The organism is Micromonospora sp. A200, assembly GCF_029893845.1.
GTDB classification, from domain to species: Bacteria; Actinomycetota; Actinomycetes; order Mycobacteriales; family Micromonosporaceae; genus Micromonospora; species Micromonospora purpureochromogenes.
Genome location: NZ_JARXXY010000035.1, coordinates 37,938 through 60,300, shown reverse-complemented (window position 1 = coordinate 60,300; position 22,363 = coordinate 37,938). Strand labels below are relative to the sequence as shown.

The 22,363-nt window shown below is 74.5% G+C and carries 19 protein-coding genes; 8 read left to right on the top strand and 11 right to left on the bottom strand.

What is annotated here, in order from left to right; all coding sequences use genetic code 11:
• Positions 1-52 precede the first annotated feature (52 nt).
• A complete protein-coding gene (locus M2302_RS26810; RefSeq protein WP_280840608.1) occupies positions 53-286 on the top strand; it encodes a DUF397 domain-containing protein in 234 nt (77 codons plus the stop codon).
• 216 nt (positions 287-502) lie between these two features.
• Positions 503-778, top strand: a complete 276-nt coding sequence (locus tag M2302_RS26805) for a hypothetical protein (RefSeq protein WP_280840607.1) — start codon at positions 503-505, stop codon at positions 776-778.
• Between the two features lie 155 nt (positions 779-933).
• Here M2302_RS26805 and nudC read toward each other — a convergent pair whose 3' ends face one another.
• The 3 genes from nudC to M2302_RS26790 all read right to left on the bottom strand — a co-directional run bounded on the left by nudC (position 934) and on the right by M2302_RS26790 (position 4,641).
• Positions 934-1,881: an NAD(+) diphosphatase gene (gene nudC, locus M2302_RS26800; RefSeq protein ID WP_280840606.1), complete on the bottom strand. Its 948-nt coding sequence runs from the start codon at positions 1,879-1,881 to the stop codon at positions 934-936.
• Complete coding sequence (locus M2302_RS26795; RefSeq protein ID WP_280840605.1) at positions 1,878-3,215, bottom strand: pitrilysin family protein; 1,338 nt, start codon at positions 3,213-3,215, stop codon at positions 1,878-1,880. Before M2302_RS26795 ends, nudC begins: the two co-directional genes overlap by 4 nt.
• A gap of 115 nt (positions 3,216-3,330) precedes the next feature.
• Positions 3,331-4,641 carry a pitrilysin family protein gene (locus tag M2302_RS26790; protein ID WP_280840604.1) on the bottom strand — a complete coding sequence of 437 codons (1,311 nt, stop codon included), beginning with the start codon at positions 4,639-4,641 and terminating at the stop codon, positions 3,331-3,333.
• A 264-nt stretch (positions 4,642-4,905) separates the two neighbouring features.
• On the opposite strand from M2302_RS26790, the gene M2302_RS26785 reads away from it, so the two are divergent.
• Genes M2302_RS26785 through M2302_RS26770 form a run of 4 tightly spaced genes read left to right on the top strand, consistent with a single transcriptional unit; the run spans position 4,906 to position 8,176 of the window.
• Positions 4,906-5,964 (top strand): ABC transporter substrate-binding protein, encoded by a 1,059-nt coding sequence (locus M2302_RS26785; RefSeq protein ID WP_280840603.1) that lies wholly within the window; start codon positions 4,906-4,908, stop codon positions 5,962-5,964.
• Positions 5,961-6,740 carry an ABC transporter ATP-binding protein gene (locus M2302_RS26780; protein WP_280840602.1) on the top strand — a complete coding sequence of 260 codons (780 nt, stop codon included), beginning with the start codon at positions 5,961-5,963 and terminating at the stop codon, positions 6,738-6,740. The genes M2302_RS26785 and M2302_RS26780 overlap by 4 nt, the downstream gene beginning before the upstream one ends.
• Positions 6,730-7,614 carry an ABC transporter permease subunit gene (locus tag M2302_RS26775; RefSeq protein WP_280840601.1) on the top strand — a complete coding sequence of 295 codons (885 nt, stop codon included), beginning with the start codon at positions 6,730-6,732 and terminating at the stop codon, positions 7,612-7,614. The genes M2302_RS26780 and M2302_RS26775 overlap by 11 nt, the downstream gene beginning before the upstream one ends.
• 1 nt (position 7,615) lies before the next feature.
• Positions 7,616-8,176 (top strand): Rrf2 family transcriptional regulator, encoded by a 561-nt coding sequence (locus M2302_RS26770; protein ID WP_280840600.1) that lies wholly within the window; start codon positions 7,616-7,618, stop codon positions 8,174-8,176.
• A gap of 152 nt (positions 8,177-8,328) precedes the next feature.
• On the opposite strand, the gene M2302_RS26765 is transcribed toward M2302_RS26770, so the two are convergent.
• The 7 genes from M2302_RS26765 to M2302_RS26735 all read right to left on the bottom strand — a co-directional run bounded on the left by M2302_RS26765 (position 8,329) and on the right by M2302_RS26735 (position 19,694).
• Positions 8,329-8,529, bottom strand: a complete 201-nt coding sequence (locus M2302_RS26765; RefSeq protein ID WP_154942138.1) for a hypothetical protein — start codon at positions 8,527-8,529, stop codon at positions 8,329-8,331.
• Positions 8,530-8,809: 280 nt separating this feature from the next.
• Entirely contained in the window at positions 8,810-10,114 is a 1,305-nt protein-coding gene (locus M2302_RS26760) for a DEAD/DEAH box helicase (RefSeq protein ID WP_280840599.1), read from the bottom strand.
• A 251-nt stretch (positions 10,115-10,365) separates the two neighbouring features.
• Positions 10,366-10,569, bottom strand: a complete 204-nt coding sequence (locus tag M2302_RS26755; protein WP_007464836.1) for a cold-shock protein — start codon at positions 10,567-10,569, stop codon at positions 10,366-10,368.
• Positions 10,570-10,773: 204 nt separating this feature from the next.
• On the bottom strand, positions 10,774-14,196 hold the full coding sequence (locus M2302_RS26750; protein ID WP_280840598.1) for an ATP-dependent DNA helicase: 3,423 nt from the start codon (positions 14,194-14,196) through the stop codon (positions 10,774-10,776).
• A gap of 46 nt (positions 14,197-14,242) precedes the next feature.
• Positions 14,243-18,112, bottom strand: coding sequence for an ATP-dependent DNA helicase (locus tag M2302_RS26745; RefSeq protein WP_280840597.1), 3,870 nt, complete (start codon positions 18,110-18,112; stop codon positions 14,243-14,245).
• A 133-nt stretch (positions 18,113-18,245) separates the two neighbouring features.
• On the bottom strand, positions 18,246-18,791 hold the full coding sequence (locus M2302_RS26740; protein ID WP_280840595.1) for a TIGR00730 family Rossman fold protein: 546 nt from the start codon (positions 18,789-18,791) through the stop codon (positions 18,246-18,248).
• Between the two features lie 3 nt (positions 18,792-18,794).
• Positions 18,795-19,694, bottom strand: coding sequence for a TIGR00730 family Rossman fold protein (locus M2302_RS26735; RefSeq protein ID WP_210779815.1), 900 nt, complete (start codon positions 19,692-19,694; stop codon positions 18,795-18,797).
• Positions 19,695-19,850: 156 nt separating this feature from the next.
• On the opposite strand from M2302_RS26735, the gene M2302_RS26730 reads away from it, so the two are divergent.
• Positions 19,851-20,009, top strand: a complete 159-nt coding sequence (locus tag M2302_RS26730; RefSeq protein ID WP_172894209.1) for a hypothetical protein — start codon at positions 19,851-19,853, stop codon at positions 20,007-20,009.
• 159 nt (positions 20,010-20,168) lie between these two features.
• Here M2302_RS26730 and dapE read toward each other — a convergent pair whose 3' ends face one another.
• A complete protein-coding gene (gene dapE / locus M2302_RS26725; RefSeq protein WP_280840594.1) occupies positions 20,169-21,242 on the bottom strand; it encodes a succinyl-diaminopimelate desuccinylase in 1,074 nt (357 codons plus the stop codon).
• An 80-nt stretch (positions 21,243-21,322) separates the two neighbouring features.
• On the opposite strand from dapE, the gene dapD reads away from it, so the two are divergent.
• On the top strand, positions 21,323-22,282 hold the full coding sequence (gene dapD, locus M2302_RS26720; RefSeq protein ID WP_280840593.1) for a 2,3,4,5-tetrahydropyridine-2,6-dicarboxylate N-succinyltransferase: 960 nt from the start codon (positions 21,323-21,325) through the stop codon (positions 22,280-22,282).
• Positions 22,283-22,363: the final 81 nt, after the last annotated feature.

Below are 22,363 nucleotides of genomic sequence, written 5' to 3'. Positions count from 1 at the left end.
GGCCGGGCGGGTCACTCGTCCCCATCGGAGTTCCAGGAGCAGGAGCAGAACCATGAACGACATCCGCAACACCGTCTCCGCCCGGCAGCTCGCCGACGCCCCGTGGCGCAAGAGCACCCGCAGCCAGACCTCGAACTGCGTGGAGGTGGCGCCGCTGGGCGCCGGTGCGGCCGTGGTCGCGCTGCGGGACAGCAAGGACCCGAGCGGGCCCGTGCTGCTGTTCAACCGGGCCGGCTGGCTCGGCTTCGTCGGCGGCGCGAAGAACGGGCAGTTCGATCTGAACTGATCCGGTGACGCAGCGAGGGGCCGTCGGCGCACCGCCGGCGGCCTCTCGTCGTCTCCGCCGGCGCGAACGTCCGGACCGAGCATCGGATGATCGGACGAGACCGGACGGATGGCCGCGTTTCACTTGCTGGGACGACGCGCGGGCGTAACATGACGAAAGAGTGACGTGGAACTTCCACAGCGTGCTCGCCCCGTCGCGGTCCATCCGGAGACAGCCATGCGTTTCCTGATCGTTCGTACCGACATCCGCACCGCCGCCGACAACGACATCGCCGCCGCCTGGGTCGGTGGTGGCCGGCTGCGGGACGAGACCACCGCGCCCGAACCGCGCCGTCAGATCGTGCACGCCGAGGACCGCGACGCCGCGCTGCTGCTCGCCCGCGCGCTGTCCACCGTCGGCGCCGTCCGGTCCGGCCGGCAACGGGTCAAGGTGCTCCCACTCGACGATCCCGGCGTCGTCTACCAGGAGTGGTGGGAGGCCAGCGGCACCTGAGAACCACCGACGTCCGCCGTGGTCGGACCGGCTCCCCCGCCGTGTTCCTCGCCTCATCCGCCACGACGGTCCGTGTTCCCGGCCCGGGATCGTCGCGGCAACGACGGTCCCGGGCCGGGACCGCGTCCAGGCCCGGCGCCCGGGCCGTCAACCGGTCAGCAGTGCCCGTCCAGCCAGCGGTGGATGAGGAAGAGGGCGATCGAGGAGGGCGGCGGCAGGATCACCCGGTCCCCGTCGCCGGCGTCCACCGCCCGCCCCGCCAGCACCGCGCCGACCTCCCGCCGGGTGAACCAGCGGGCGTACGCGATCTCGGTCGGGTCGAGGAGGACCGGCGCCTTCGGGTCCGCCTCGGCCAGGAAGCCGAGCATCAGCGAGCCGGGGAACGGCCAGGCCTGGCTGCCCGCGTACCCGATCCGCTCGACCGCGACCCCGACCTCCTCGTGCACCTCGCGCAGCACGGCCGCCTCGGCCGACTCCCCCGGCTCGACGTAGCCGGCCAGGCAGGAGAAGCGGCGCTCCCCCGCCGTGCGTGGCCAGGTCGCGTTGTTGCCGAGCAGGCAGCGCCCGTCCGGGCCGTCCACCCCGTCGTGCACCAGCACGATCATCGCCGGGTCGGTCCGTGGCCAGGCCCGGTGGCCCTGCGCGTCCACCCGGGACCAGCCACCCTCGTCGATTTCCGTCCGGTGCCCCGTCCGCGGCGACCAGCCGTGCCCCAGGTGCCAGTTGACCAGCGCCAGCGCGGTGGTGAAGATGCCCGCGTCCCGGTCGCTGAGCAGGTGCCCGACGTCCCGCAGGTGCACCGCCCGGGTGCCCGGCAGGTCGGGCAGCGGCGCGTCCACCGCGAAGACCGGCGCACCGTCCGGCTCCAGGCCGAGGAAGAGCGGCGCGGCGTCGGCGATCCCGTCCAGCTCGGCCGGCTCGCGCAGCACCAGCGCCGGCGGGTTGGCATCGGTACGGACCAGCGCCAGCCCCTCCCGCGACGAGTCGAGCATCAGCACCCGGGACCGCCGCCAGGCCTGCGCCAGCCAGTTCGGGTCGGTACGCCGGTGCGCGGCCCGGTCCAGGGTGGTGCGGGCCAGCGGCGGGGCGGACTCGCCGCTCACGCCGACTCCCGGCGCACCGGGGTCAGCGCGGCCAGCTGTCCCTCGATCCGGTCGGCGTCGCCCAGCACCACGGTGACCGCCTTCGCCGGGGCGAGGTAGCGGGCCGCGACCTCCGCGACGTCCTCGGGGGTCGCCCTGGCCAGCCGGGCGGCGTGCTCGGCCAGGAAGTCCAGGCGCAGCCCGTTGCCGGCGTACGCGCTGGTCAGCGAGGCGAGACCGGCCTGCGTGGACATGCCGAGCTGGAGGGTGCCCAGGGCGTACTGGCGGGCCTGCTCCAGCTCGTCCGGCTTCGGCGGCAGCGAGGCGAGCCGGCCCAGCTCGTACGTCGTCTCCAGCAGCGCCGGGCCGGTCACCTCGGTGGCCACCTCGGCGGCGGCGACCAGCACCGAGCCGGCGACCGAGTGCTCGACCGACGAGTGCGGCCCGTACGTGTAGCCCTTGTCCTCGCGGATGTTCTCCACCCAGCGGGAGGAGAAGTAGCCGCCGAAGACCAGGTTGGCCAGTTGCAGCGCGGCGTGGTCCGGGTGGGTGCGCGGCACCGCGGGCAGCGCGATGCGCAGCGAGGACTGCACCGAGCCGGGCCGGTCGACCAGCAGCAGCGGACCGGGCTCCAGCGGCGGGGTCGGCGGCAGGTCGACCCCCCGGGTCTCGCCGCGCCAGCCGCTCAGCGCCTGCTCGGCGGCGTCCAGCGCCCGGTCCGGCCGCACGTCGCCGACCAGCACCAGCACCGCCTCGGCCGGGTGCACCCGCTCGGCGTGCAGCTTGCGCAGCGCCGGTGGCTTCACCGCGCGGACCTGCTCTGGCTCCGGGGTCTGCACCGCGTACGGGTGGCTGCCGTAGATCCGCTTGAGCAGGGCCGTCCGGGCCAGGTGCGCCGGCTGGCTCTGCGCCACCTGGATCCGGTCGATCAGCCGGTCCCGCTCGGTGCCCACCCAGTCGGCCGGGTACGTCGCGTCGGTCAGCACGTCGGCCGCCAGCTCCAGCATCCGGCCCAGGCCGGTGACCAGGGCGGCCCCGGAGAGCATGAGCCGGTCCGGGTCGATGCCGGCCGAGAGCCCGCCGCCGACCTTCTGCAACTCGGCGGCGATCTGGGTGGCGGTGTGGGTCTGCGTGCCGGAGAGGATGGTCTGCGAGAGCACCGCGCCGCGCGCCAGGTGGGTACGGCCGAACGGCATCCACAGCCGCAGCTCGACCAGGGGCACGGCGGGGCGGCGTACCGCGATCACGGTGAGCCCGTTGGCGAGCCGCCGCTCGGCCTGCTTCGGCACCTTGAGCTTGCGGGTGGGGCCGAGCGGCGGCAGCGCGCGCGGCGTGGCAGGGGCGGTCGTCGTCACCGGGTCACCTTCGTTCGCGACTGCGGGGCTCGCAACCCCGGCTCACTCCTCGCGCTCACCGGGGCGTCTTCCGTTCGCGACTGCGGGGCTCGCAACCCCGGCTCACTCCTCGCGCTCACCGGGCACCTCCGGGAATAACCTCGACGGCGGCGCGGCGCTCCGGCCGCAGGGTGGCGGCGGCGGCTTGGACCTGCTCCTCGGTGACCTCGCCGACCAGCCGGGGCAGCTCGTTGAGCAGGCCCGGCTCGCCGCGCTGCTGTTCCAGCACGGCCATCCGCAGCGCCCGACCGAGCACCGCGTCGGTGTCCCGCAGCAGGTGGGTGGCCATCCTGGCCTGGGTACGCGCCAGCTCGCCCTCGATCAGCCCGTCGGTGGCCAGCCGGTCCATCTCCTCGTCGATGGTGCGCAGCACCTTGTCCACGTCCCCGCCGGGTGGCAGGTGCGCCTGGAGCAGCAGCGCGGTGGGGTCGCGCACGTCGAACGGGTCGCCCATGAAGCCGAGGTAGCCGCCGAGGCCGGTGACTGTCCGGTCCCGCTGGACCAGCCGCTCGACCAGCCGGGAGGCGTCGCCGTCGGTGAGCACCTCGGCCAGCACCACGTAGGGCAGGTAGCCGGCGAAGTCGTCGATCGGGTCGGGGACCCGCCAGGCCCCGGCGACCGCCGGCAGCGGCGCCAGGGTGTCGGTGTACGTGCTGCGCCGCTCGACGGTCAGGTCCGGCTCGGTGAAGTCGGGCCGCCGCGGCGCGGGTCGGGCCGGCACGTCGGAGAAGTGCCGCTCGATCAGAGTCATCGCCTCGGCGACGTCGATGTCCCCGCTGACCGCCAGCACCGCATTGCCGCTGGCGTAGTAGCGGCGGAAGAAGTCGGCGGCGTCGGCGACGGTGGCCGACTCCAGGTCGACGAAGGAGCCGTAGCCGTCGTGCGCGTTCGGGAAGGTGTCGAACATGACCGGCGGCAGGGTCAGCCACGGGAAGCCGCCGTACGGCCGGTTCAGCACGTTGACCCGGATCTCCTCCTTGACCACGTCGACCTGGTTGCGCAGGTTCTCCTCGGTCAGCCGGGGGCCGCGCATCCGGTCGGCCTCCAGGAACAGCGCCCGTTCCAGGGCGTTGCTCGGCAGCGTCTCGAAGTAGTCGGTGTAGTCCAGGTGGGTGGAGCCGTTGAAGGTGCCGCCGGCGCCCTGGACGTGCCGGAAGTGGGCCAGCTTCTCCAGGTTCTCCGAGCCCTGGAACATCAGGTGCTCGAAGAGGTGGGCGAAGCCGGTACGCCCCTCGGGCTCGGACCGGATGCCGACGTCGTAGACGACCGCGACCCCGATGACCGGGGCGCTGCGATCGGGGGTGAGGACCACCCGCAGGCCGTTGTCGAGGGTGTACCGCTCGACCGGATATTTCGTCGCGGGGATTTTCACTCTGCGCGTCGGCACGAGATCGACCCTAACGCGTCGGCACCCCCGACACCGGCGACCTCCGCTCAGAAGCGGTCGGCACCGGCGGGTGCTCCGGCGGGGGCGCCGCCGGACGGCGGTACGGCGGTCGACCGACCGACGCCGACAACCCCACCGAACAGGTGGGAATTGCCGAGATTTCCCGGGCAGGCCGTCCCGGATCGTGAATGGGTCTTGACGCCGACCGACCGCTGCCCCACTCTTCCTACCAATCAAGTAGGAATACTGCGGATTGGATGGACGATGAGACGGCTCCCCTTCCGTCGGTTGGTCTCCCTCGCCACCCTCGCCGTCATCGGCGTGGCGACGGCGGGGACCACGGCGGCGTGCGGCGACGACAGCGAGGCCGGCGGCTCCGGCCCGGTCACCCTGCGGCTGGGCTACTTCCCCAACATCACCCACGCCCCGGCCGTGGTCGGCGTGGAGAAGGGCATCTTCACCGAGAGGCTCGGCACCGACGCCAAGCTGGAGACCAAGACCTTCAACGCCGGCCCCGCCGCGATCGAGGCGGTCTTCTCCGGCGCGCTCGACGCGACGTACATCGGTCCGAACCCGACCGTGAACGCCTTCTCCAAGTCAAAGGGCGAGGCGGTCCGGGTGATCTCCGGCGCCGCCTCCGGCGGCGTGGCCCTGGTGGTCAAGCCGGAGATCACCTCGGTGGAGCAGCTGCGCGGCAGGAAGATCGCCACCCCGCAACTGGGCAACACCCAGGACGTGGCGCTGCGCTACTGGCTCAAGGAGAAGGGCCTGAAGACCACCAAGGAGGGCGGCGGCGACGTCACAATCGTGCCCCAGGAGAACGCCCAGACGGTGGAGACCTTCGGCAGCGGCGCGATCGACGGCGCATGGGTGCCCGAGCCGTTCGTCTCCCGGCTGGTCAACGCCGGTGGCAAGGTGCTCGTCGACGAGCGGGACCTCTGGCCGGACAAGAAGTTCGTCATCACCAACCTGATCGTGAGCACGAAGTTCCTCAAGGAGCACCCGGACGTCGTGCAGAAGCTGGTCGACGGCCAGGTCGCGGCGAACGAGTTCGTCAACACCAAGCCGGACGAGGCCCACCAGGCCATCGCCGACCACATCGGCAAGATCACCGGCAAGCCGCTGGACCTCAAGCTGATCAAGCAGGCGTGGCCCACGCTGGAGTTCACCAACGACCCGATCGCCTCGTCGCTGAAGGCGGGCCTCGACCACGCCGTCGCGGTCGAGCTGACCCAGCCGGTCGACCTGAAGGGCCTCTACGACCTGAGCTACCTCAACAAGGCCCTGAAGAACCAGGGCAAGCCCGAGGTCGTCCAACCATGACGTCGACCACGACGACGCCGCGCAGCGCGACCGCTCCGGTCGCGCTGCACGGCGTGACCAAGGTGTACGGGCGCGGCGCGAACGCCGTCCTCGCCCTGGACGGGGTCTCCCTGGACGTCGCGCCGGGCGAGTTCGTCTGCCTCGTCGGCGCGTCCGGCTGCGGCAAGAGCACCCTGCTGAACCTCGTCGCCGGGCTGGACCGGTCGAGCGGCGGACGGATCGACCTGCCCGACGGCGTCAACCCGGGGCTGATGTTCCAGGAGCCGGCGCTCTTCCCGTGGCTGACCGTCGAGGGCAACGTCGAGGTGCCGCTGAAGCTGCGCGGGCTGCCCCGGGCCGCACGCCGCGAGCAGGTCGCCGAGCTGCTGCGTACGGTGCACCTCGCCGAGTTCGCCCGCAAGCGTCCCCACGAGCTGTCCGGCGGCATGCGGCAGCGCGTCGCGCTGGCCCGTACCCTCGCGCTGGACACCCCGGTGCTGCTCATGGACGAGCCGTTCGGCGCCCTCGACGCCATGACCCGCGACATCCTGCACGACGAGCTGGAACGGATCTGGAGCGAGCGCAAGCTCACCGTCCTCTTCGTGACACACAACGTCCGCGAGGCCGCCCGGCTGGCCGACCGGATCATCCTGCTGTCCAGTCGCCCCGGCCGGATCATCTACTCCACCCGGGTCGCCGTGCCCCGGCCCCGGCGCATCGACTCTCCGGAGATCGCCGCGATCGCCGCCGAGGTCACCGACCGGCTCCGTACGGAGGTGGGCCGCCATGGCCAGTGACACCCTCACGACCAGTCAGCGCAGCGACGCGGAGATCTCCGGCCTGGACGCGCTGGAGATCGCCGGCCGGGAGAAGGAGACCTCCCGCCCGGCCCGAATCTGGGCCGCCACCTGGCCGAAGCTCGCCGCGCTCGCGCTGACGATCGCTCTGTGGCAGGTGACGGTGTGGAGCGGTTGGAAGGAGAAGTGGGCACTCTCACCGCCGGGCCCGGTCTTCGCCGACCTCGGTCAGTACGTGATCAGCGCCGCACTGTGGGACGGACTGGCCACCACCGGCCGGCGGGCGGCCCTCGGTTTCGCCGCCGCTCTGGTGATCGGGCTGGCCCTCGGCCTCGCGGTGGCCCGGGTCCGGGTGCTGCGCGCCGCCCTCGGCTCCATGATCACCGCGTTGCAGACGATGCCCTCGATCGCGTGGTTCCCGCTGGCGATCCTGCTCTTCGGGCTCACCGAGCAGGCCATCTTCTTCGTGGTGGTGCTGGGGGCGGCACCGTCGATCGCCAACGGTGTCATTCACGGCGTGGACTACGTACCACCGCTGCTGCTGCGGGCCGGCTGCAACCTGGGCGCCCGCCGGCTGAACCTCTACCGGTACGTGATCGCGCCCGCCGCGCTGCCGGCGATCATCGCCGGCCTCAAGCAGGGCTGGGCCTTCGCCTGGCGCAGCCTGATGGCCGGGGAGCTGCTGGTCGTCATCGCGACCCGTACCTCGATCGGCGCCCAGCTCACGTACGCACGCGAACTCAACGAAGCACCCCGGCTGATGGCCATCATGATCATTATCTTGGTCCTTGGCCTCGTGGTGGATTCGCTCTTCGGCGCGGCGGACAAGGCGGTCCGGCGGCGCTGGGGCGTGTTGGACCCGGCAGGTCAATGACGTGTACGTCTCCGCGCGCAGCGACTACGCGCTCCGGGCCATGCTCGCCGTCGCCGCCGCCTCGACCGGCGGCGACGGCGGGCCGACCGGCTCCGGGTCGCCGACGGCGCCCGTCGCGGCGGGGGGCTCGGCTGCTTCGGCCGGTTTCCGGTCCGGGCCGTCCTCCGGGCCGGCGGGCGGCCCGGGGGCGTCGGGCGGGGCCGGTGGCGAGCTGGTGAAGGCGGCGGCCCTGGCGGAGAGTCAGGGCATTCCGCTCAGCTTCCTCCAGGGCATCCTGCTGGACCTGCGCCGGGCCGGGCTGCTGCACAGCCACCGGGGCACCGAGGGCGGGTACGCGCTGACCCGGCCCGCCGGGGAGATCAGCGTCGGGGACGTGCTGCGCGCCGTCGGCGGCTCGCTGACCACGGTGCGCGGCCTGCCGGCGGAGAACGCCGGCTACCACGGCGTGGCGACGGGGCTGCGGGACGTCTGGCTCGCGGTGCACGGCGCGATCGCCGTGGTGGTCGACCGGACCACGCTGGCCGACCTGCTGGTCCGTCGCGAGCGTTCCGCCATCGGGTGACGGCCGGTCGGTCCTCCCCCCGGAGCCCGACCGGCCACCCCCGCGTACCGGCCCCTCGCCGGCCGCGGTCCCGCGACCGCCCCCGGCCAGCCGGAGGCCGGTCCCCCGCGTGCCGGCCCCTCGCCGGCCGCGGTCCCGGGACCATCCTCCGGCTAGCCGGAGGTCAACTCGACCGCCGGGCCGGCCGAGCCGGCCGGGCTGCGCAGTTCCACCAGCCCGGCCGGGGCGGCGCGCCCCGGCCTCGGGTGCCAGGGCGCGAACGCCGCGACCATGGCGAGCACCAGCCCCGCGCCCGCCACCGCGAACACCACCAGCAGCTCGCGCACCGCCCCCGAATCGGCGTCGCCCGCCATGGTCACCCCTCCCGTGCCCGGCCGCCCCCGGCCGGATCTTCCCCCCGGCTACCAGCTTCGACCAGGCAGGGGCCTCGGGACAGTCGCCGATCGGACCCAACCTCGCCTGTTTGCCGACTCAGCCGGCCGAACGTTACCCAGCGTGGCCGTCCGGCCCCGCCAGGTCGACGATCTCCACCGATGCCAGGGACTCCGGGCCGGACGGGACGTGCCGGGAAACGGAAACAGCGGCCGCGCGACCGCCGTCGGGCGGTGCGCGGCCGCTGCGGGCCGGAAAAGGTCAGGCGGTACGCGGGCGGCGCGGGCGCCGGGAGCGGCCCGAGGTGCGGTGCGCGGAGCGCGCGCCCTCCCCGCCACCGCTGGCGCTACGCGCGGCCGGTGCCGGCTGCGGGACGGCGATGGTCACCGGCACGCCGGACGGCTCCCGGGCACCGGTCACCCGGGCCAGCGACCCGTCGTTGAGGCGTACCTGGGTCGACTGCGGCTTGATCCCGGCCACGCTCATCAGCCGGGAGACGTCCCGGCGCTGCTCGGGCAGGACCAGCGTGACCACGGTGCCGGACTCCCCCGCCCGGGCGGTACGGCCGCCCCGGTGCAGGTAGTCCTTCGCCTCGGTCGGCGGGTCCACGTTGACCACCATGTCCAGCCCGTCGACGTGGATGCCGCGGGCCGCCACGTCGGTGGCGACCAGGGCGGTCACCTGGCCGGTGCGGAACTGCTCCAGGATCCGGGTGCGCTGCGGCTGGGACTTGCCGCCGTGCAGGGCGGCGGCGCGTACCCCCTTGGCCAGCAGCTGGCGGGCCATCCGGTCGGCGCGGTGCTTGGTGGCCATGAACATGATGGTGCGGCCCTCACGGGCGGCGATCTGGGTGAGCGCGGCCGGCTTGTCGGCCGCGTCGACGTGCAGCACGTGGTGCGTCATCGCGGTCACCGTGGCGGTGCCCGGGTCGACCGAGTGCGAGACCGGGTTGCTCAGGAAGCGGCGGACCAGCTTGTCCACGCCGCCGTCAAGGGTGGCGGAGAAGAGCATCCGCTGGCCGTCCGGGGCGACCTGCTCCAGCAGCTTGGTGACCTGCGGCAGGAAGCCCATGTCGGCCATCTGGTCGGCCTCGTCCAGCACGGTGATGGCGACCTGGTCGAGGCGGGCGTCGCCCCGGTTGATCAGGTCGTGCAGCCGGCCGGGGGTGGCCACCACCACCTCGGCGCCGGAGCGCAGGGCGTCCGCCTGCCGCTGCAACGACAGGCCGCCGACCACGGTGGCGCAGCGCAGCCCGACGGCGCGGGCGTACGGGGCGAGCGCGGTGGTGACCTGCTGGGCCAGCTCACGGGTCGGCACCAGCACCAGCGCCAGCGGGCGACCGGGGCGGGCCCGGCGGCCGGCGGTACGCGACAGCAGCGGGAGCCCGAAGGCGAGCGTCTTGCCCGAGCCGGTACGGCCGCGGCCGAGCACGTCGCGGCCGGCGAGCGAGTCCGGCAGGGTGGCCGTCTGGATCGGGAACGGCTCGGTGATGCCCTGCGCCGTCAGCTCGGTGAGCAGCGCCGGCGCCAGGCCGGTCGCGGCGAAGGTGGGAATGGTCATGGTCATGCGGAAATGCCTTCCTCGACGCGGCACGTGTCGAGGGAGGGCGCCGGGTGAATCGGCGCTGTCGCCGGCGGAGCGGATCCGCCGCGACTCACAAGCACGAACCGAAGGGGTACAGGCCGGTCCGCCGCAGCACGCCACTCCCGCCGGAGCGGGGGGCGGCGCGGCGGACCGGTCCCGTCACCGCGCCCGGAGGGCGCGGAGGGTGTTACGGGTCGATCCGAAGATCAGGGTGTTACGGGTTGATCCGAGGATCAGAGCGGGCGGATGTTCTCCGCCTGCGGGCCCTTCTGGCCCTGGGTCACCTCGAACTCGACCCGCTGGTTCTCGTCCAGGCTCCGGTAGCCGGAGGACTGGATCGCCGAGAAGTGGGCGAAGACGTCAGCGCCGCCGCCGTCCGGGGTGATGAAGCCGAAGCCCTTGTCAGCGTTGAACCACTTGACGGTGCCAATAGCCATGTGTTCTGTCTCCTTGACGGAACGTCGAACCCGCACCTGTTGCGGACTCGAAGAGGAGCGCTCCGCGCGGGAATGCGCGAATCGCTTGTCGCTTCTGGTCGCCCCGCCCGGAGAACTCCGGACACAACAAAGAGCGCCTGGGGCCACAATCCGCCAGGCGCACACAGAGTCTCTGGAAACCAAAACTGCAACGGGACGAACCTATCACGGATTTCCCGGCACGCCACCCCCGGGCGGAAATTCCGGTACGCCGCCGATCAACGCGGTGAGCCCGTCGGCGTCGAGCAGGTCCGTCGGCCGCACCGTCACGCCCTCCCGGACGTAGTGGAAGGCCGCCCCGACCCGGTCGACCGGCACCCCGGCCAGCTCGGCCCAGGCCAGCCGGTAGACGGCCAGTTGCACCGCCGCCACCTCGGCCTCCCGGCCGGTGGGCCGGCGGCCGGTCTTCCAGTCGACGACGTCGTAGCGGCCACCGGGGCGGGTGAAGACGGCGTCCATCCGGCCCCGGACCACCACCCCGGCGAGCACTGTGGCGAACGGCACCTCCACCTCCACCGGCACCCGCTCGGCCCACTCGCTGGCCAGGAAGCGCTCCTGCAACTCGGCCAGCGCCTCGTCCGGCGCGGCGTCCGCGTCGGCCGCGCCGGGCAGCTCGTCCACGTCGAGCAGCCGGTCGGCGCCGAAGCGCTGCTCCAGCCAGGTGTGGAAGGCGGTGCCCCGCCGCGCGTACGGGTTGGGCTCGGTCGGCATCGGCCGGCGCAGCGTCCGGGCCAGCGCCTCCGGGTCGCGGCGCAGCGCCACCAGCTGGGTCACCGACAGGTGCCCGGGCAACGCCACCTCCACGGCTTCGGCCTGCCGGAGCAGCTCGGCCCGCTCGGCGAGGAGCAGGTCGGCCTCCCGCCGCCAGCGCACCACCTCCGGGTCCTCGACGTCGGCCTCCCCACCGGCCGGAACCGCCGCGGCCACGGCGTCGCCAGCCGGTTCGTGGCGGGCCGCGGCGGGGTCGGCGAGGAACCGGCGGACCAGCCCGGCGGCCTCGGCCAGCGCCGGCCGGCGGGGGCCCAGCGGGTCCGCCGGCCACTCCGCCCGCAGCACCATCTCGGTGGTCGGGTTGACCGCGTCCCCGGCCGGCTCGGGCGCCCAGGCGTCGACCAGGTGCCCGGTCGCCCCGTCGAGGCAGGCGTCGTGCACCTCGCGGAGGAAGACCGACGGGCCACGGAAGCGTTTGGTCCCCTCCCCCCACCAGTAGCCGGAGCAGAGCAGCAGCCGACGCGGCCGGGTCACCGCCACGTACGCCAGCCGGCGCTCCTCCCGCTCGTCGTGCGCCCGCCAGGCGTCGGTGAAGTCCTCCACAGCCCGGGCCACCCCGCGCTGGTCCTCCGCCCCGGCCAGGCCCAGCTCGGGCAGCCCGTCGGCGTCGCCGCGCAGCGGGAACGGCAGCACGCCGAGCCCGCCCAGCCAGTGGTCGGAGTTGCGCACCGGCCCCGGCCAGCCTCCCCGGGTCAGCCCGGCGACCGCCACCACGTCCCATTCCAGCCCCTTGGCGGCGTGCGCGGTGAGCACCTGCACAGCGCCCTCGACCACCTCCACCTCGCCGGGGGCCAGGCCGCGCTCCTCATCCTCGGCGGCGGCCAGGTAGGCCAGGAACCCGGCGAGGGTGGCCCCCGGGGTCTCGCCGCTGAACCGGGCGGCCACGTCGCCCAGGGCGTCCAGGTGGCCCCGGGCCAGCCCGGCGTCGCCGGCGCCGTCCCGGCCGGCCCGGACCGCCACCTCCACGTCCAGGCCGATGGTCCGCTCGATGTCGGCGATCAGCTCCGGCAGGGTCTGGTCCAGCCGGTAGCGCAGCAGCGCCAGTTCCATCCCGTACGCGCGCAGCCGCGCGTAGCCCTCGGCCGAGTACGCCTGCGCCGGCCCGAGGTCGGCCAGCGCCTCGACCAGCGTCGCCTCGTCCAGGACGTCCACCGCGATTTCCGGCCCGTCGTCGCCGGTGAGCCGGTGCCGCGCCCGCGCGATCGCCCGGGCGCGCCGGTGCAGCGCCACCAGGTCACGCGGCCCGATCCGCCAGCGCGCGCCGGTGAGCAGCCGTAGCAGCGCCGCGCCGTCGGTCGGGTCGGCGAGCACCCGCAGGGTGCAGACCACGTCGCGGACCTCGGGGGTGTCCAGCAGGCCGCCCAGGCCGACCACCTCGACCGGCAGGCCGCGGGCCCGCAGCGCCGCCTCGATCGCCGGGATCTGGCTGCGCAGCCGGACCAGCACGGCGGTGGTGGGGCGCTGCGGCACCGGGATGTGCTCGGGCAGCGCCCCGGGCAGCCGGGCGGCGCCCCGCCAGGCGGCGAGCACGCTGTCGGCGATCCAGTCGGCCTCGTCGGCGTACGTCTCCAGCAGCGCGCAGTGCACGGTGCCGGCGGCGTGGCCGCCCGGGCTGCGGTGCGGAATCGGGTCCCGGACGCTCAGCGCCGCGCGCAGCTCGGGCACCCGGGCGCCGGCGGCGCGCAGCGGCAGGGAGAGCGCGTTGGCCACGCCGAGGATCTCCGGTCGGTTGCGCCAGCTCGTGGTGAGGCTCAGCACCTCGGCCGGGGTGCCGTCGGCTCGGGCGAACTCCGTCGGGAACCGCTCCAGGGTGCCGGCGCTGGCCCCGCGCCAGCCGTAGATGGACTGGCACGGGTCGCCGACCGCGGTGACCGGGTGGCCGCCGCCGAACAGCGCGTTGAGCAGCACCACCTGGGCGTGGCTGGTGTCCTGGTACTCGTCGAGCAGCACCACCCGGAAGCGGTCCCGCTCGACCGCGCCCACCGCCGGGTGGTCGCGGGCCACCCGCGCGGCCCGGGCGAGCTGGTCGGCGAAGTCCATCGCCTCGAAGTCGTCCTTGCGCCGCGCGTACGCCCGCACCAGCGGCAGCAGCTTGAGCCGGGTCTGCTGGAGCTGCAACGCCCTGCGCACGTCGGCGTAGACCCGGCCGGGGCGGGACTGCACGTCGGCGAAGAAGCGGCCGGTCCAGGCGGCCAGCTCGTCCGGGTCGACCAGGTGCTCGTCCAGCTCCCCGGCCAGCGCCAGCACCGCGTCGGTGATGGTGCTGGGCATCCGGTCGACCTCGGACATGTCGCCGTCGTAGTTGCGCACCAGCAGGTCGACCAGCTGCCAGCGGGACGCCTCGGTGAGCAGCCGGGTGGTCGGCTCGTACCCGGCGCGCAGCCCGTGCTCGGTGACGATCCGGCCGGCGTACGAGTGGTAGGTGGAGACGGTCGGCTCGCCGGCGAGCGGGTCGTCCAGCGGGTCGCGCCCGCGCCGGCCCAGTCGTCGGACCAGCTGGTCGAGCCGGGTACGCACCCGGTGCGCCAGCTCACCGGCCGCCTTGCGGGTGAAGGTGAGGCCGAGGATCTGCTCCGGCCGGACGTACGAGTTGGCGACCAGCCAGACCACCCGGGCGGCCATCGTCTCGGTCTTGCCCGATCCGGCGCCCGCCACCACCAGCAGCGGTTCCACCGGCGCGGCGATGATCGCCACCTGCTCCCGGGTCGGGGCCGGCAGCCGGAGCAGCTTCGCCAGCTCGACCGGGGTGTAGCGGGGCCCGGCGTCGGCGGCCCGGGGGGCCGGGGCGGCGGTGTTGAACAGGGTCGGCTGGGTCACCGTTCCGCCTTTGCTCGCGCCTGCCTGGCTCGCCCACCCCGCGCGGTCACGGTTCCTCCGGGCTGCGGGTCGCCGGGGGCTCGACGACCTGGCGCCCCTGCCCGGAGACCGGGCAGCTGGTGCGCACCGGGCAGACCCGGCACTTCGAGTTGGCGACCGCGGCGAAGGTGGCGGCGGCCATCGTATCGGCGGTGCGCCGGACCAGGGCGGTGGCCCAGCCGGCCTCCGGCCCCTCTCCGGCGGCGGCCTGGGCCTGCTCCTTGGCGTCCTTCGCCCCCGTGCCGAGCTGCACCAGCGCGGCACCGCCGGACTCCTCGCCGAACTCGGCGAACGCCCCCGCCTCCACCGCCGCCTGGTACGCCCCGAGCTGCGGGTGCTCGGCCACCTCCCGCTCGGTGACCGCCGTCGACTTACCGGTCTTCAGGTCGATCACCACGAGCCGGCCGTCGGCGTCGACCTCCAGCCGGTCGACCCGGCCGGTCAGCTCGACCGGGCGGGTCGGGTCGTCGAGGCGGACGGCGAACTCGTGCTCGATGGCGAGCAGCCGGCGCGGGTTGCCGGCGAGCCAGCGCAGCAGCTTGTCCACCATGGCCTCGGCGCGGGAGCGTTCCGAGCCGACCATCCACCGGGCGGCCAGCTCGATCGCGTCGAACCGGGCGGCGACGTACTCCAGCAGGGCGGTGCGGTCGGCGCTGGCGTCCTCGGCGAGCATCGCGGCGGCGTGCACCAGGTTGCCGACGCCCTGCGCGGCGCTGGCCGGGCCGCTCCCGCCGTGCCGTTCCAGCAGCCAGCGCAGGCTGCACCGCAGCGCGCTCTCCATCGCCGACGGGGTGACCCGGACCGGCTCGCCCTCGTCGACCAGCGGCCGGTCGTCGGAGAGACCGCGCAGGCCCCACCAGTCGTCCGGGTGGGCGCCGGGGATGCCGGCGGCGGCCAGGCGGGCCAGCTCGGCCGCCGCCGCGCGCCGCCGGGCGGGCGGCGCCGCCGGGTCGGTGACCGCGGTACGCAGCTCCGCGACCAGCGCGGACAGGGTGAGCGCCCGGGGCGGACGCCCGAGCGGCAGCTCCCCGGGTTGGTGCGGCTCGTCGTCGTCCACGGCCGACGACACGGTAGCGCCGGGCCGGGCCGCTGCCGCCGAGGCGGTCAGGGCGGCGCCGTCGCCCGGCCCGTCGGGGGCGACCCGGCCAGTGACCGCGGCACGGTCGCTGGGTCCGTCCGGGGCGGTCGCTGCGGCGCCGTCGCCCGGTCGGTCGGCGACTGGGCTCGTCACCGCGGCACCGTCGCCCGGCCGGTCCGCTGCCGGGGCGGTCGCTGCCGCGCCGTCCCCCGGTCGATCCGGCGTCCGGCCGGTCGCCTTCGATCCGGTCGGCGTCAAGTCGGTCGGCTTGGAACCGGGCACCGGGCCGGTCGGCTTCGGGCCGGGCACCGGGTCGGTCGGCGCGGGGCCGCCCGCCCCGGTCGCGGGTGGCTCGGTGGTGCCCAGCTCGTGCAGGAAACGGCTCGGCTGCTCCTCGTGGTCGTCGCCGCCGACCGCCGCCGAGGCGACCGCGGTGACCAGCAGCCGGCGCCGGGCCCGGGTCACCGCGACGTGGAAGAGCCGACGTTCCTCGTCGAGCAGGGCCGAGGTCTGGCCGACCAGGCTGGCCCGGGTGCCGGCGCCGTCGGCCCGGCCGGCGAGCACGTCGACCAGTCGCTCCGAGCCGAGCAGGCTGCCGCGCAGCCGCAGGTCGGGCCAGATCCCCTCCTGGACCCCGGCGACGGCGACCAGGTCCCACTCCAGTCCCTTGGCCGCATGGGCGGTGAGCAGCCGGACCGCCTCGCCCCGGTCCGCGCTGGCGGCCAGGGTGTCGGCCGGCAGGTCCTGGCCGAGGACGTGGTCGAGGAAGACCTCGGTACGTGCGCCGGGCAGCCGATCGGTGAAGCGGGCAGCGGCGTCGAAGAGCACCATCACCGCGTCGAGGTCGCGGTCGGCGGCCTCGGCCCGCCAGCGCTGGGCGGTCTCGTGCTCGCCGGTGGCGGCCCGACCCCGGTTGATCGCCCCGGCCCAGCGCTCGGCGAGGCCGCTGGCCCGCCACACCGCCCAGAGCACGTCCTCGGCGGTGGCACCGGGGGTGGCCGCCGCCGTCCGCGCGGTGGCCAGCAGCTCGGCCACCGTCCGGGCCGGCTCGACCCAGCGCCGGTCGATCGCGGCCAGCTCCGCCGGGTCACGCAGCGCCTCGACGATCAGCTCGCCGGAGGGGCGGCGGTCCCCGGCGGCCAGCGCGAGCGCCCGCAGCCCCTGGCGCAGCCGTCGCTCGGCGAGCGGGTCGGCGCCGCCCAGCGGCGAGTGGAGCAGGGCGACGGCGGTCTCCTCGTCCAGCCGGTCCGGCTCCAGCGCGCAGCGGAGCAGGAGCAGCAGCGGCGCCACCGCGGGTTGCAGGTGCAGCGGCAGGTCCTCGCCGTGCACCACGGTCGGCACCCCGGCGGTGTGCAGGGCGCGGCGCAGCGAGGGCAGGTGCAGGTTGGTCGAGCGGACCAGCACCGCCATCCGCGACCAGGGCACCCCGTCGAGCAGGTGCGCCGACCGCAGCGCGTGCGCGAGCCAGGCCGACTCGCTGGTGTTGGAGCGGAAGGTGCGCACCTGCACGCTGCCGGGCGGCGCGTCGGGCAGCGGGTGCAGGGCCCGGTGGGCGGCCGGGCCGCGCAGCCGCCGGGCCAGCCGCCCGGTGGCGGCCAGCAGCCCCGCCCCGGCCCGGTACGACGTGGTCAGCACCACATGCGCGGCCGGCGCGCCGGAGGCCGTCCGGAACCGGTGCGGGAAGGTGTGCACCACGGCCGGGTCGGCACCCCGGAAGGCGTACGTGGATGAGTCCGGGTCGGCGAAGGCGACCAGGGGCTTGCCGCCGCCGGCGATGACGGCGAGCAGTTCCTGTTGGGCGGGGTCGGTGTCGGCCAGCTCGTCGACGTAGACGTGGGCCAGCCGGCGCCGCTCGGCCGCCAGCAGCTCGGGGTCGTCCAGCAGCATCCCGGTGGCGGCGCGGACCAGCTCCGCCGGGTCGTACGCGATCGAGCCGCGGTTGGCGACGTCGCGCAGGGCGAGCACGGCGACGTACTCGCGGAGGAAGCGGGCGGCGGCCGGCCAGTCGGCGCGGCCGAGCTTCTCGCCGAGCCGGGCCAGCTCGACCGGCCCGACGCCGCGCTCGGCGGCCCGCATCAGCAGGTCGCGCAGCTGGCCGGCGAAGGCCCGGGTACGCAGCGCGGGGCGCATGTCCTCCGGCCAGCCGACCGGGTCGTCGCCGGGCTCCTCGCCCACCACGTCGAGCAGCTCGCGGATGATCAGATCCTGCTCGGGACCGGTGAGCAGCCGGGGCGACGGCTCGCCCCGCTCGGCGGCGGCGCGGCGGAGCAGCCCGAAGGCGTACGCGGGGAAGGTGCGCACCAGCGGCTCACGGACCACCCGGGCGGGCCGGGTCGCGGTGCTGCTCCCCGCCGGCGGGTTGCTGGCCGCCCGCCCGTTCTCCGGGAGCTGGCCGGCGCCGGCGATCCGCGCCTCGATCCGGTGGCGCAGGTCGGTGGCCTGCCGCCGGGCGAAGGTGAGCACCAGGATCCACTCGGGGTCGACCCCCTCGGCCACCCGGGCGGCGACCGCCTCGACCAAAGTGCTGGTCTTACCGGTGCCCGGGCCGCCGACCACCAGCATCGGCCCGTCGGTGTGGCCGACGATCTCCGCCTGGAGCGGGTCGCTCAGCCGGGCACCGGGCTGCGCGCCATCGACCGCCGACCCCTCGGACCGCGGCTCCCCCTCGACGCCCGCGCCCGCCCGGCCGTGTCCCTGGATCGCTCCGCCGGCTGGCCGGTCCCCCCGAACCGTCGCGGCGGACCGCTCCGCCCCCGGGCCCGGTCCGGCAGGCCGGCGCACCAGCCGGTACCCCTGCACCCCCACATCCCACCACGCCCCTACGACACCCACCCCGCCCCCACCCCGCCGGACATTTGTCGATCATGAAGTTGTCGCCACGACACGCCGGCATCGACGGCGACAACTTCATGATCAACGGGCGGACCCGGTGTCAGGTGAGGCGGGATTCGAGGAGGTCGAGGGCGGCGGGGACGGTGTCGGCGATCAGGAGGAGGTCGAGGCCGGCGGGCTTGAGGAAGGTCTGGTCGGCGAGGGTGGCGAGCCAGTCCAGCAGCGGGCGGTAGAAGCCGTCGGTGTCGACCAGCACCATCGGCTTGGCGTGCAGGGCCAGCGTGGCGGTGGTCCAGACCTCGAAAAGCTCGTCCAGGGTGCCCAGTCCGCCCGGCAGGGTGAGGAAGGCATCCGACTTGTCGACCATCAGCGTCTTGCGGCTGGCCATGCCGTCGGTGACCAGCAGCTCGTCGGAGGCCAGGTCGGCGACCTCCAGGTCGACCAGCGCCTGCGGGATCACCCCGACGGTCCGCCCGCCGGCCGCCCGCGCGCCGTCGGCCAGGGCACCCATCATCCCGACGCAGCCACCGCCGCTGACCAGGGTGTGTCCGCGCCGGGCGAGCTCCGCACCCGTCTCGGCCGCCAACTCCAGCCAGCGCCGGTCGAGGGTACGGGAGGAGGCGCAGAAGACGCAGATCGCCGCCACGGCTCAGCCCTTCCGGCCCGCGCCCGACCCGGTCGGGCCGGCCGGCCCGCCGCCCTGTGCGCGGTTGCCCGCGCTGTCCGCGGCGGCCTGCTGGTCGGCGGCGGTCCGCGCGACGGCCTCCTCGCGTACGGCCTCCTGCTCGACGGAGAGGGCGGCCTCCGCCTCGACGATGTGCCGGACGGCGGCGTCCACGTCGTCGGTGAGGCAGATCAGGTCCAGGTCGACCGGCCCGATCTTGCCCTCGGCGGCCATGCTGTCCCGCAGCCAGTCCAGCAGCCCCCGCCAGTACGCGCTGCCCATCAGCACCACCGGGAACCGGGTGACCTTGCCGGTCTGCACCAGGGTGAGCGCCTCGAAGAGCTCGTCCATGGTGCCGAAGCCGCCGGGCAGCACCACGAACGCCTGGGCGTACTTGACGAACATGGTCTTGCGGGCGAAGAAGTACCGGAAGTCGATGGCCAGGTCGACCCAGTCGTTGAGTCCCTGCTCGAAGGGGAGTTCGATGCCGAGCCCGACGGAGAGCCCACCGGCGTCGCTGGCCCCCCGGTTGGCCGCCTCCATCACGCCCGGCCCGCCACCGGTGATCACGGCGTAGCCGGCGCGGGCCAGGGCGGCCCCGAGCTCCCGGGCCAGCCCGTACTCGGGGCTGTCCAGGGTGCTGCGGGCGGAGCCGAAGACGCTGACGGCGGGCGGCAGGTCGGCCAGGGTGTCGAAGCCCTCCACGAACTCGGAGAGGATCCGCAACGCGCGCCAGGCGTCCTTGGTCTTCCAGTCGCCCCGGCCCCGGGAGTCGAGCAGCCGCTGGTCGGCGGTGCTGGTCGGGATCGCGCCGCGGCGCAGCGTGACCGCGCCCCGGTGCCGCTCCGGATCGCGGCCCGGCTGCCGCCCGTTGCTCTGGCTCATGGGAGCAACCGTAGTGGAGCGGCACCGGCCGGGTGCGGTGCCAGGCGAGCCGGAGAAAAAGTTCGCGATCTTGGGCAACTAATTCTGTCGCCCGTACGTCTTACTATTCACATACCGGGTATGCCCCGGCCACGCGCCTTCGGGGGAGGAGCAAGCGTGATCAACAACAACGAGCGGATCCGGATCCGCCGGCAGATGCAGCGGCGCATCCGGGACGTGGTGGCCGAGCGCCGCCGTGCCCGACAGCTGGAGTCCCCGGCGGCACCGACCGCCGACCCCGAGACCACCGACTCCCCTGCCCTCACCACCGCCTGACCACCCACCGCAACCACCCACCGCACCAGCCGGCCCCACCGGCGCTCGGCGGTGATCAAGAGGTTTGCGTCACCCGAAGGGCCTCCCTTGACGCAAACCTCTTGATCACGTGGCCGAGGCGAGCCGAGCCGGAGCGGGAGCGGGAGCGGGAGCGCGGGGTCAGGCGGAGGCGAGCCAGCGGTGCAGGGTGGCGGCGCCGTCGCGGATCTTGGTGATCTCGACGTGCTCGTCCTTGTGATGGGCCAGGTTGGGGTCACCGGGGCCGAAGTTCAGCGCCGGGATGCCCATCGCCGCGAACCGCGCCACGTCCGTCCAGCCCAGCTTGCCGATCGGCGCGGCGCCGACGGCGGCGAGGAACTCCTGCGCCGCGGGCGACTCCAGGCCGGGGGCCGCGCCCGCCGCCGCGTCGGTCACCGTCAGGTCGAAGCCGGCGAAGACCTCCCGCAGGTGCGCCTCCGCGGCGGCCGGGTCACGGTCCGGTGCGTACCGGTAGTTGATCTCGATCTCGCAGCGGTCCGGGACGACGTTGCCGGCCACCCCGCCGACGATCCGCACCGCGTTCAGTCCCTCGCGGTAGTCGCAGCCGTCGATGGTGACCCGTCGGGCCTCGTAGCCGCCCAGCCGGCGCAGCACCTCGCCCGCGCCGTGGATGGCGTTCACCCCGTGCCAGGACCGGGCGGCGTGGGCGCGCTCGCCGTACGTGGTGACGACCGCCCGCATGGTGCCCTGGCAGCCGGCCTCGACGATCCCGTACGTCGGCTCCAGCAGCACCGCGAAGTCGGCCTCCAGCCACTCCGGGTGCGCCTGCGAGACCAGGGTGAGCCCGTTGTACCTCGACTCGATCTCCTCGGCCTCGTAGAAGAAGTACGTCACGTCGTAGCGCGGGTCGGGCAGGGTCACCGCCAGGTGCAGCGCGAACGCCACGCCGGACTTCATGTCCGAGGTGCCGCAGCCGTACATCAGGTCGCCGCGCATCGTCGACGGGAAGTTGTCGTTCAGCGGCACCGTGTCCAGGTGGCCGGCGAGCACCACCCGGGACGCCCGGCCCAGGTCGGTACGGGCCATCACCGTGTTGTTGTGCCGGAACGTGGCCAGGTGCGGCACGCCCCGCAGCACCTCCTCGACGCAGTCGGCGATGGCTTTCTCGTTCAGGGAGACGGACTCTATGTCGACCAGGGCGCGGGTCAGGGCCACCGGATCAGCCAAGACCTCGGGGGTCAGCGGGTTCTCCATGCTGGGCACGGTACCGTCAAATTCGGTGTGCGCGGGGAGTGCGCCCGCGTGCCCCGCAGCCGCTAACGAGAGGTGTAACAGTGACGTCCGCAGTACCCGCCTGGGGCATCGGCCTGGCCACCGTCACCGCTGACGACCAGGTGCTCGACACCTGGTACCCGACCGGCAAGCTCGGACTCGGCGAGCTGCCGCTGGTCCCCGGCGAGGACCAGGGCGACGTGCTCGACCTGCCGCCGGGCGCGATCGGCGAGCGGGCGCTGCCGGGTCTGCGTACCGTCGAGGTCACCACCGTGATCGGCGCGCTGGACGACCCGATCAAGGACGCCGCCGACGCGTACCTCCGGTTGCACCTGCTCTCCCACCGCCTGGTGCGGCCCAACGAGGTCAACCTGGACGGCATCTTCGGCAAGCTGGCGAACGTGGCCTGGACGTCCGCCGGGCCGTGCCCGCCGGAGCGGGTCGACGAGCTGCGGGTGATCGAGCGGGCCGCCGGCCGGTACCTGGCGGTGTACGGAGTGGACAAGTTCCCCCGGATGACCGACTACGTGGTCCCCTCCGGGGTCCGGATCGCCGACGCGGACCGGGTCCGGCTCGGCGCGCACCTGGCCGCCGGCACCACCGTGATGCACGAGGGCTTCGTCAACTTCAACGCCGGCACGCTGGGCACCTCGATGGTCGAGGGGCGGATCGTGCAGGGCGTGCTGGTCGGTGACGGCTCCGACATCGGCGGCGGGGCTTCGATCATGGGCACCCTCTCCGGCGGCGGCAAAGAGAAGGTCAGCATCGGCGAGCGGAGCCTGATCGGCGCGAACGCCGGCGTCGGCATCTCGCTCGGCGACGACTGCGTGGTCGAGGCGGGCTGCTACATCACCGCCGCGTCGAAGATCACCCTGCCGGACGGGCGGGTGGTCAAGGCCCGCGAGCTCTCCGGCGTGGACGGCCTGCTCTTCTGGCGCAACTCCGTCACCGGCGCGCTGGAGGCGAAGCAGCGCACCGGCAAGGGCATCGAGCTGAACGCCGCCCTGCACGCCAACGACTGACGGACCGGTCGGGGCCGGGGCGAACCGCCCCGACCCCGACCGGCGTCCGGGCCCACGGCGGGGAGACCGCGGGCCCGGCCT

Excerpts from the sequence above, each read along its gene's own strand:
- M2302_RS26810 (WP_280840608.1), top strand. The coding sequence starts at position 53 with ATGAACGACATCCGCAACACCGTCTCCGCCCGGCAGCTCGCCGACGCC.
- M2302_RS26805 (WP_280840607.1), top strand. The coding sequence starts at position 503 with ATGCGTTTCCTGATCGTTCGTACCGACATCCGCACCGCCGCCGACAAC.
- M2302_RS26785 (WP_280840603.1), top strand. The coding sequence starts at position 4,906 with ATGAGACGGCTCCCCTTCCGTCGGTTGGTCTCCCTCGCCACCCTCGCC.
- M2302_RS26780 (WP_280840602.1), top strand. The coding sequence starts at position 5,961 with ATGACGTCGACCACGACGACGCCGCGCAGCGCGACCGCTCCGGTCGCG.
- M2302_RS26775 (WP_280840601.1), top strand. The coding sequence starts at position 6,730 with ATGGCCAGTGACACCCTCACGACCAGTCAGCGCAGCGACGCGGAGATC.
- M2302_RS26765 (WP_154942138.1), bottom strand. The coding sequence starts at position 8,529 with ATGGCGGGCGACGCCGATTCGGGGGCGGTGCGCGAGCTGCTGGTGGTG.
- M2302_RS26760 (WP_280840599.1), bottom strand. The coding sequence starts at position 10,114 with ATGACCATGACCATTCCCACCTTCGCCGCGACCGGCCTGGCGCCGGCG.
- M2302_RS26755 (WP_007464836.1), bottom strand. The coding sequence starts at position 10,569 with ATGGCTATTGGCACCGTCAAGTGGTTCAACGCTGACAAGGGCTTCGGC.
- M2302_RS26735 (WP_210779815.1), bottom strand. The coding sequence starts at position 19,694 with ATGAGCCAGAGCAACGGGCGGCAGCCGGGCCGCGATCCGGAGCGGCAC.
- dapE (WP_280840594.1), bottom strand. The coding sequence starts at position 21,242 with ATGGAGAACCCGCTGACCCCCGAGGTCTTGGCTGATCCGGTGGCCCTG.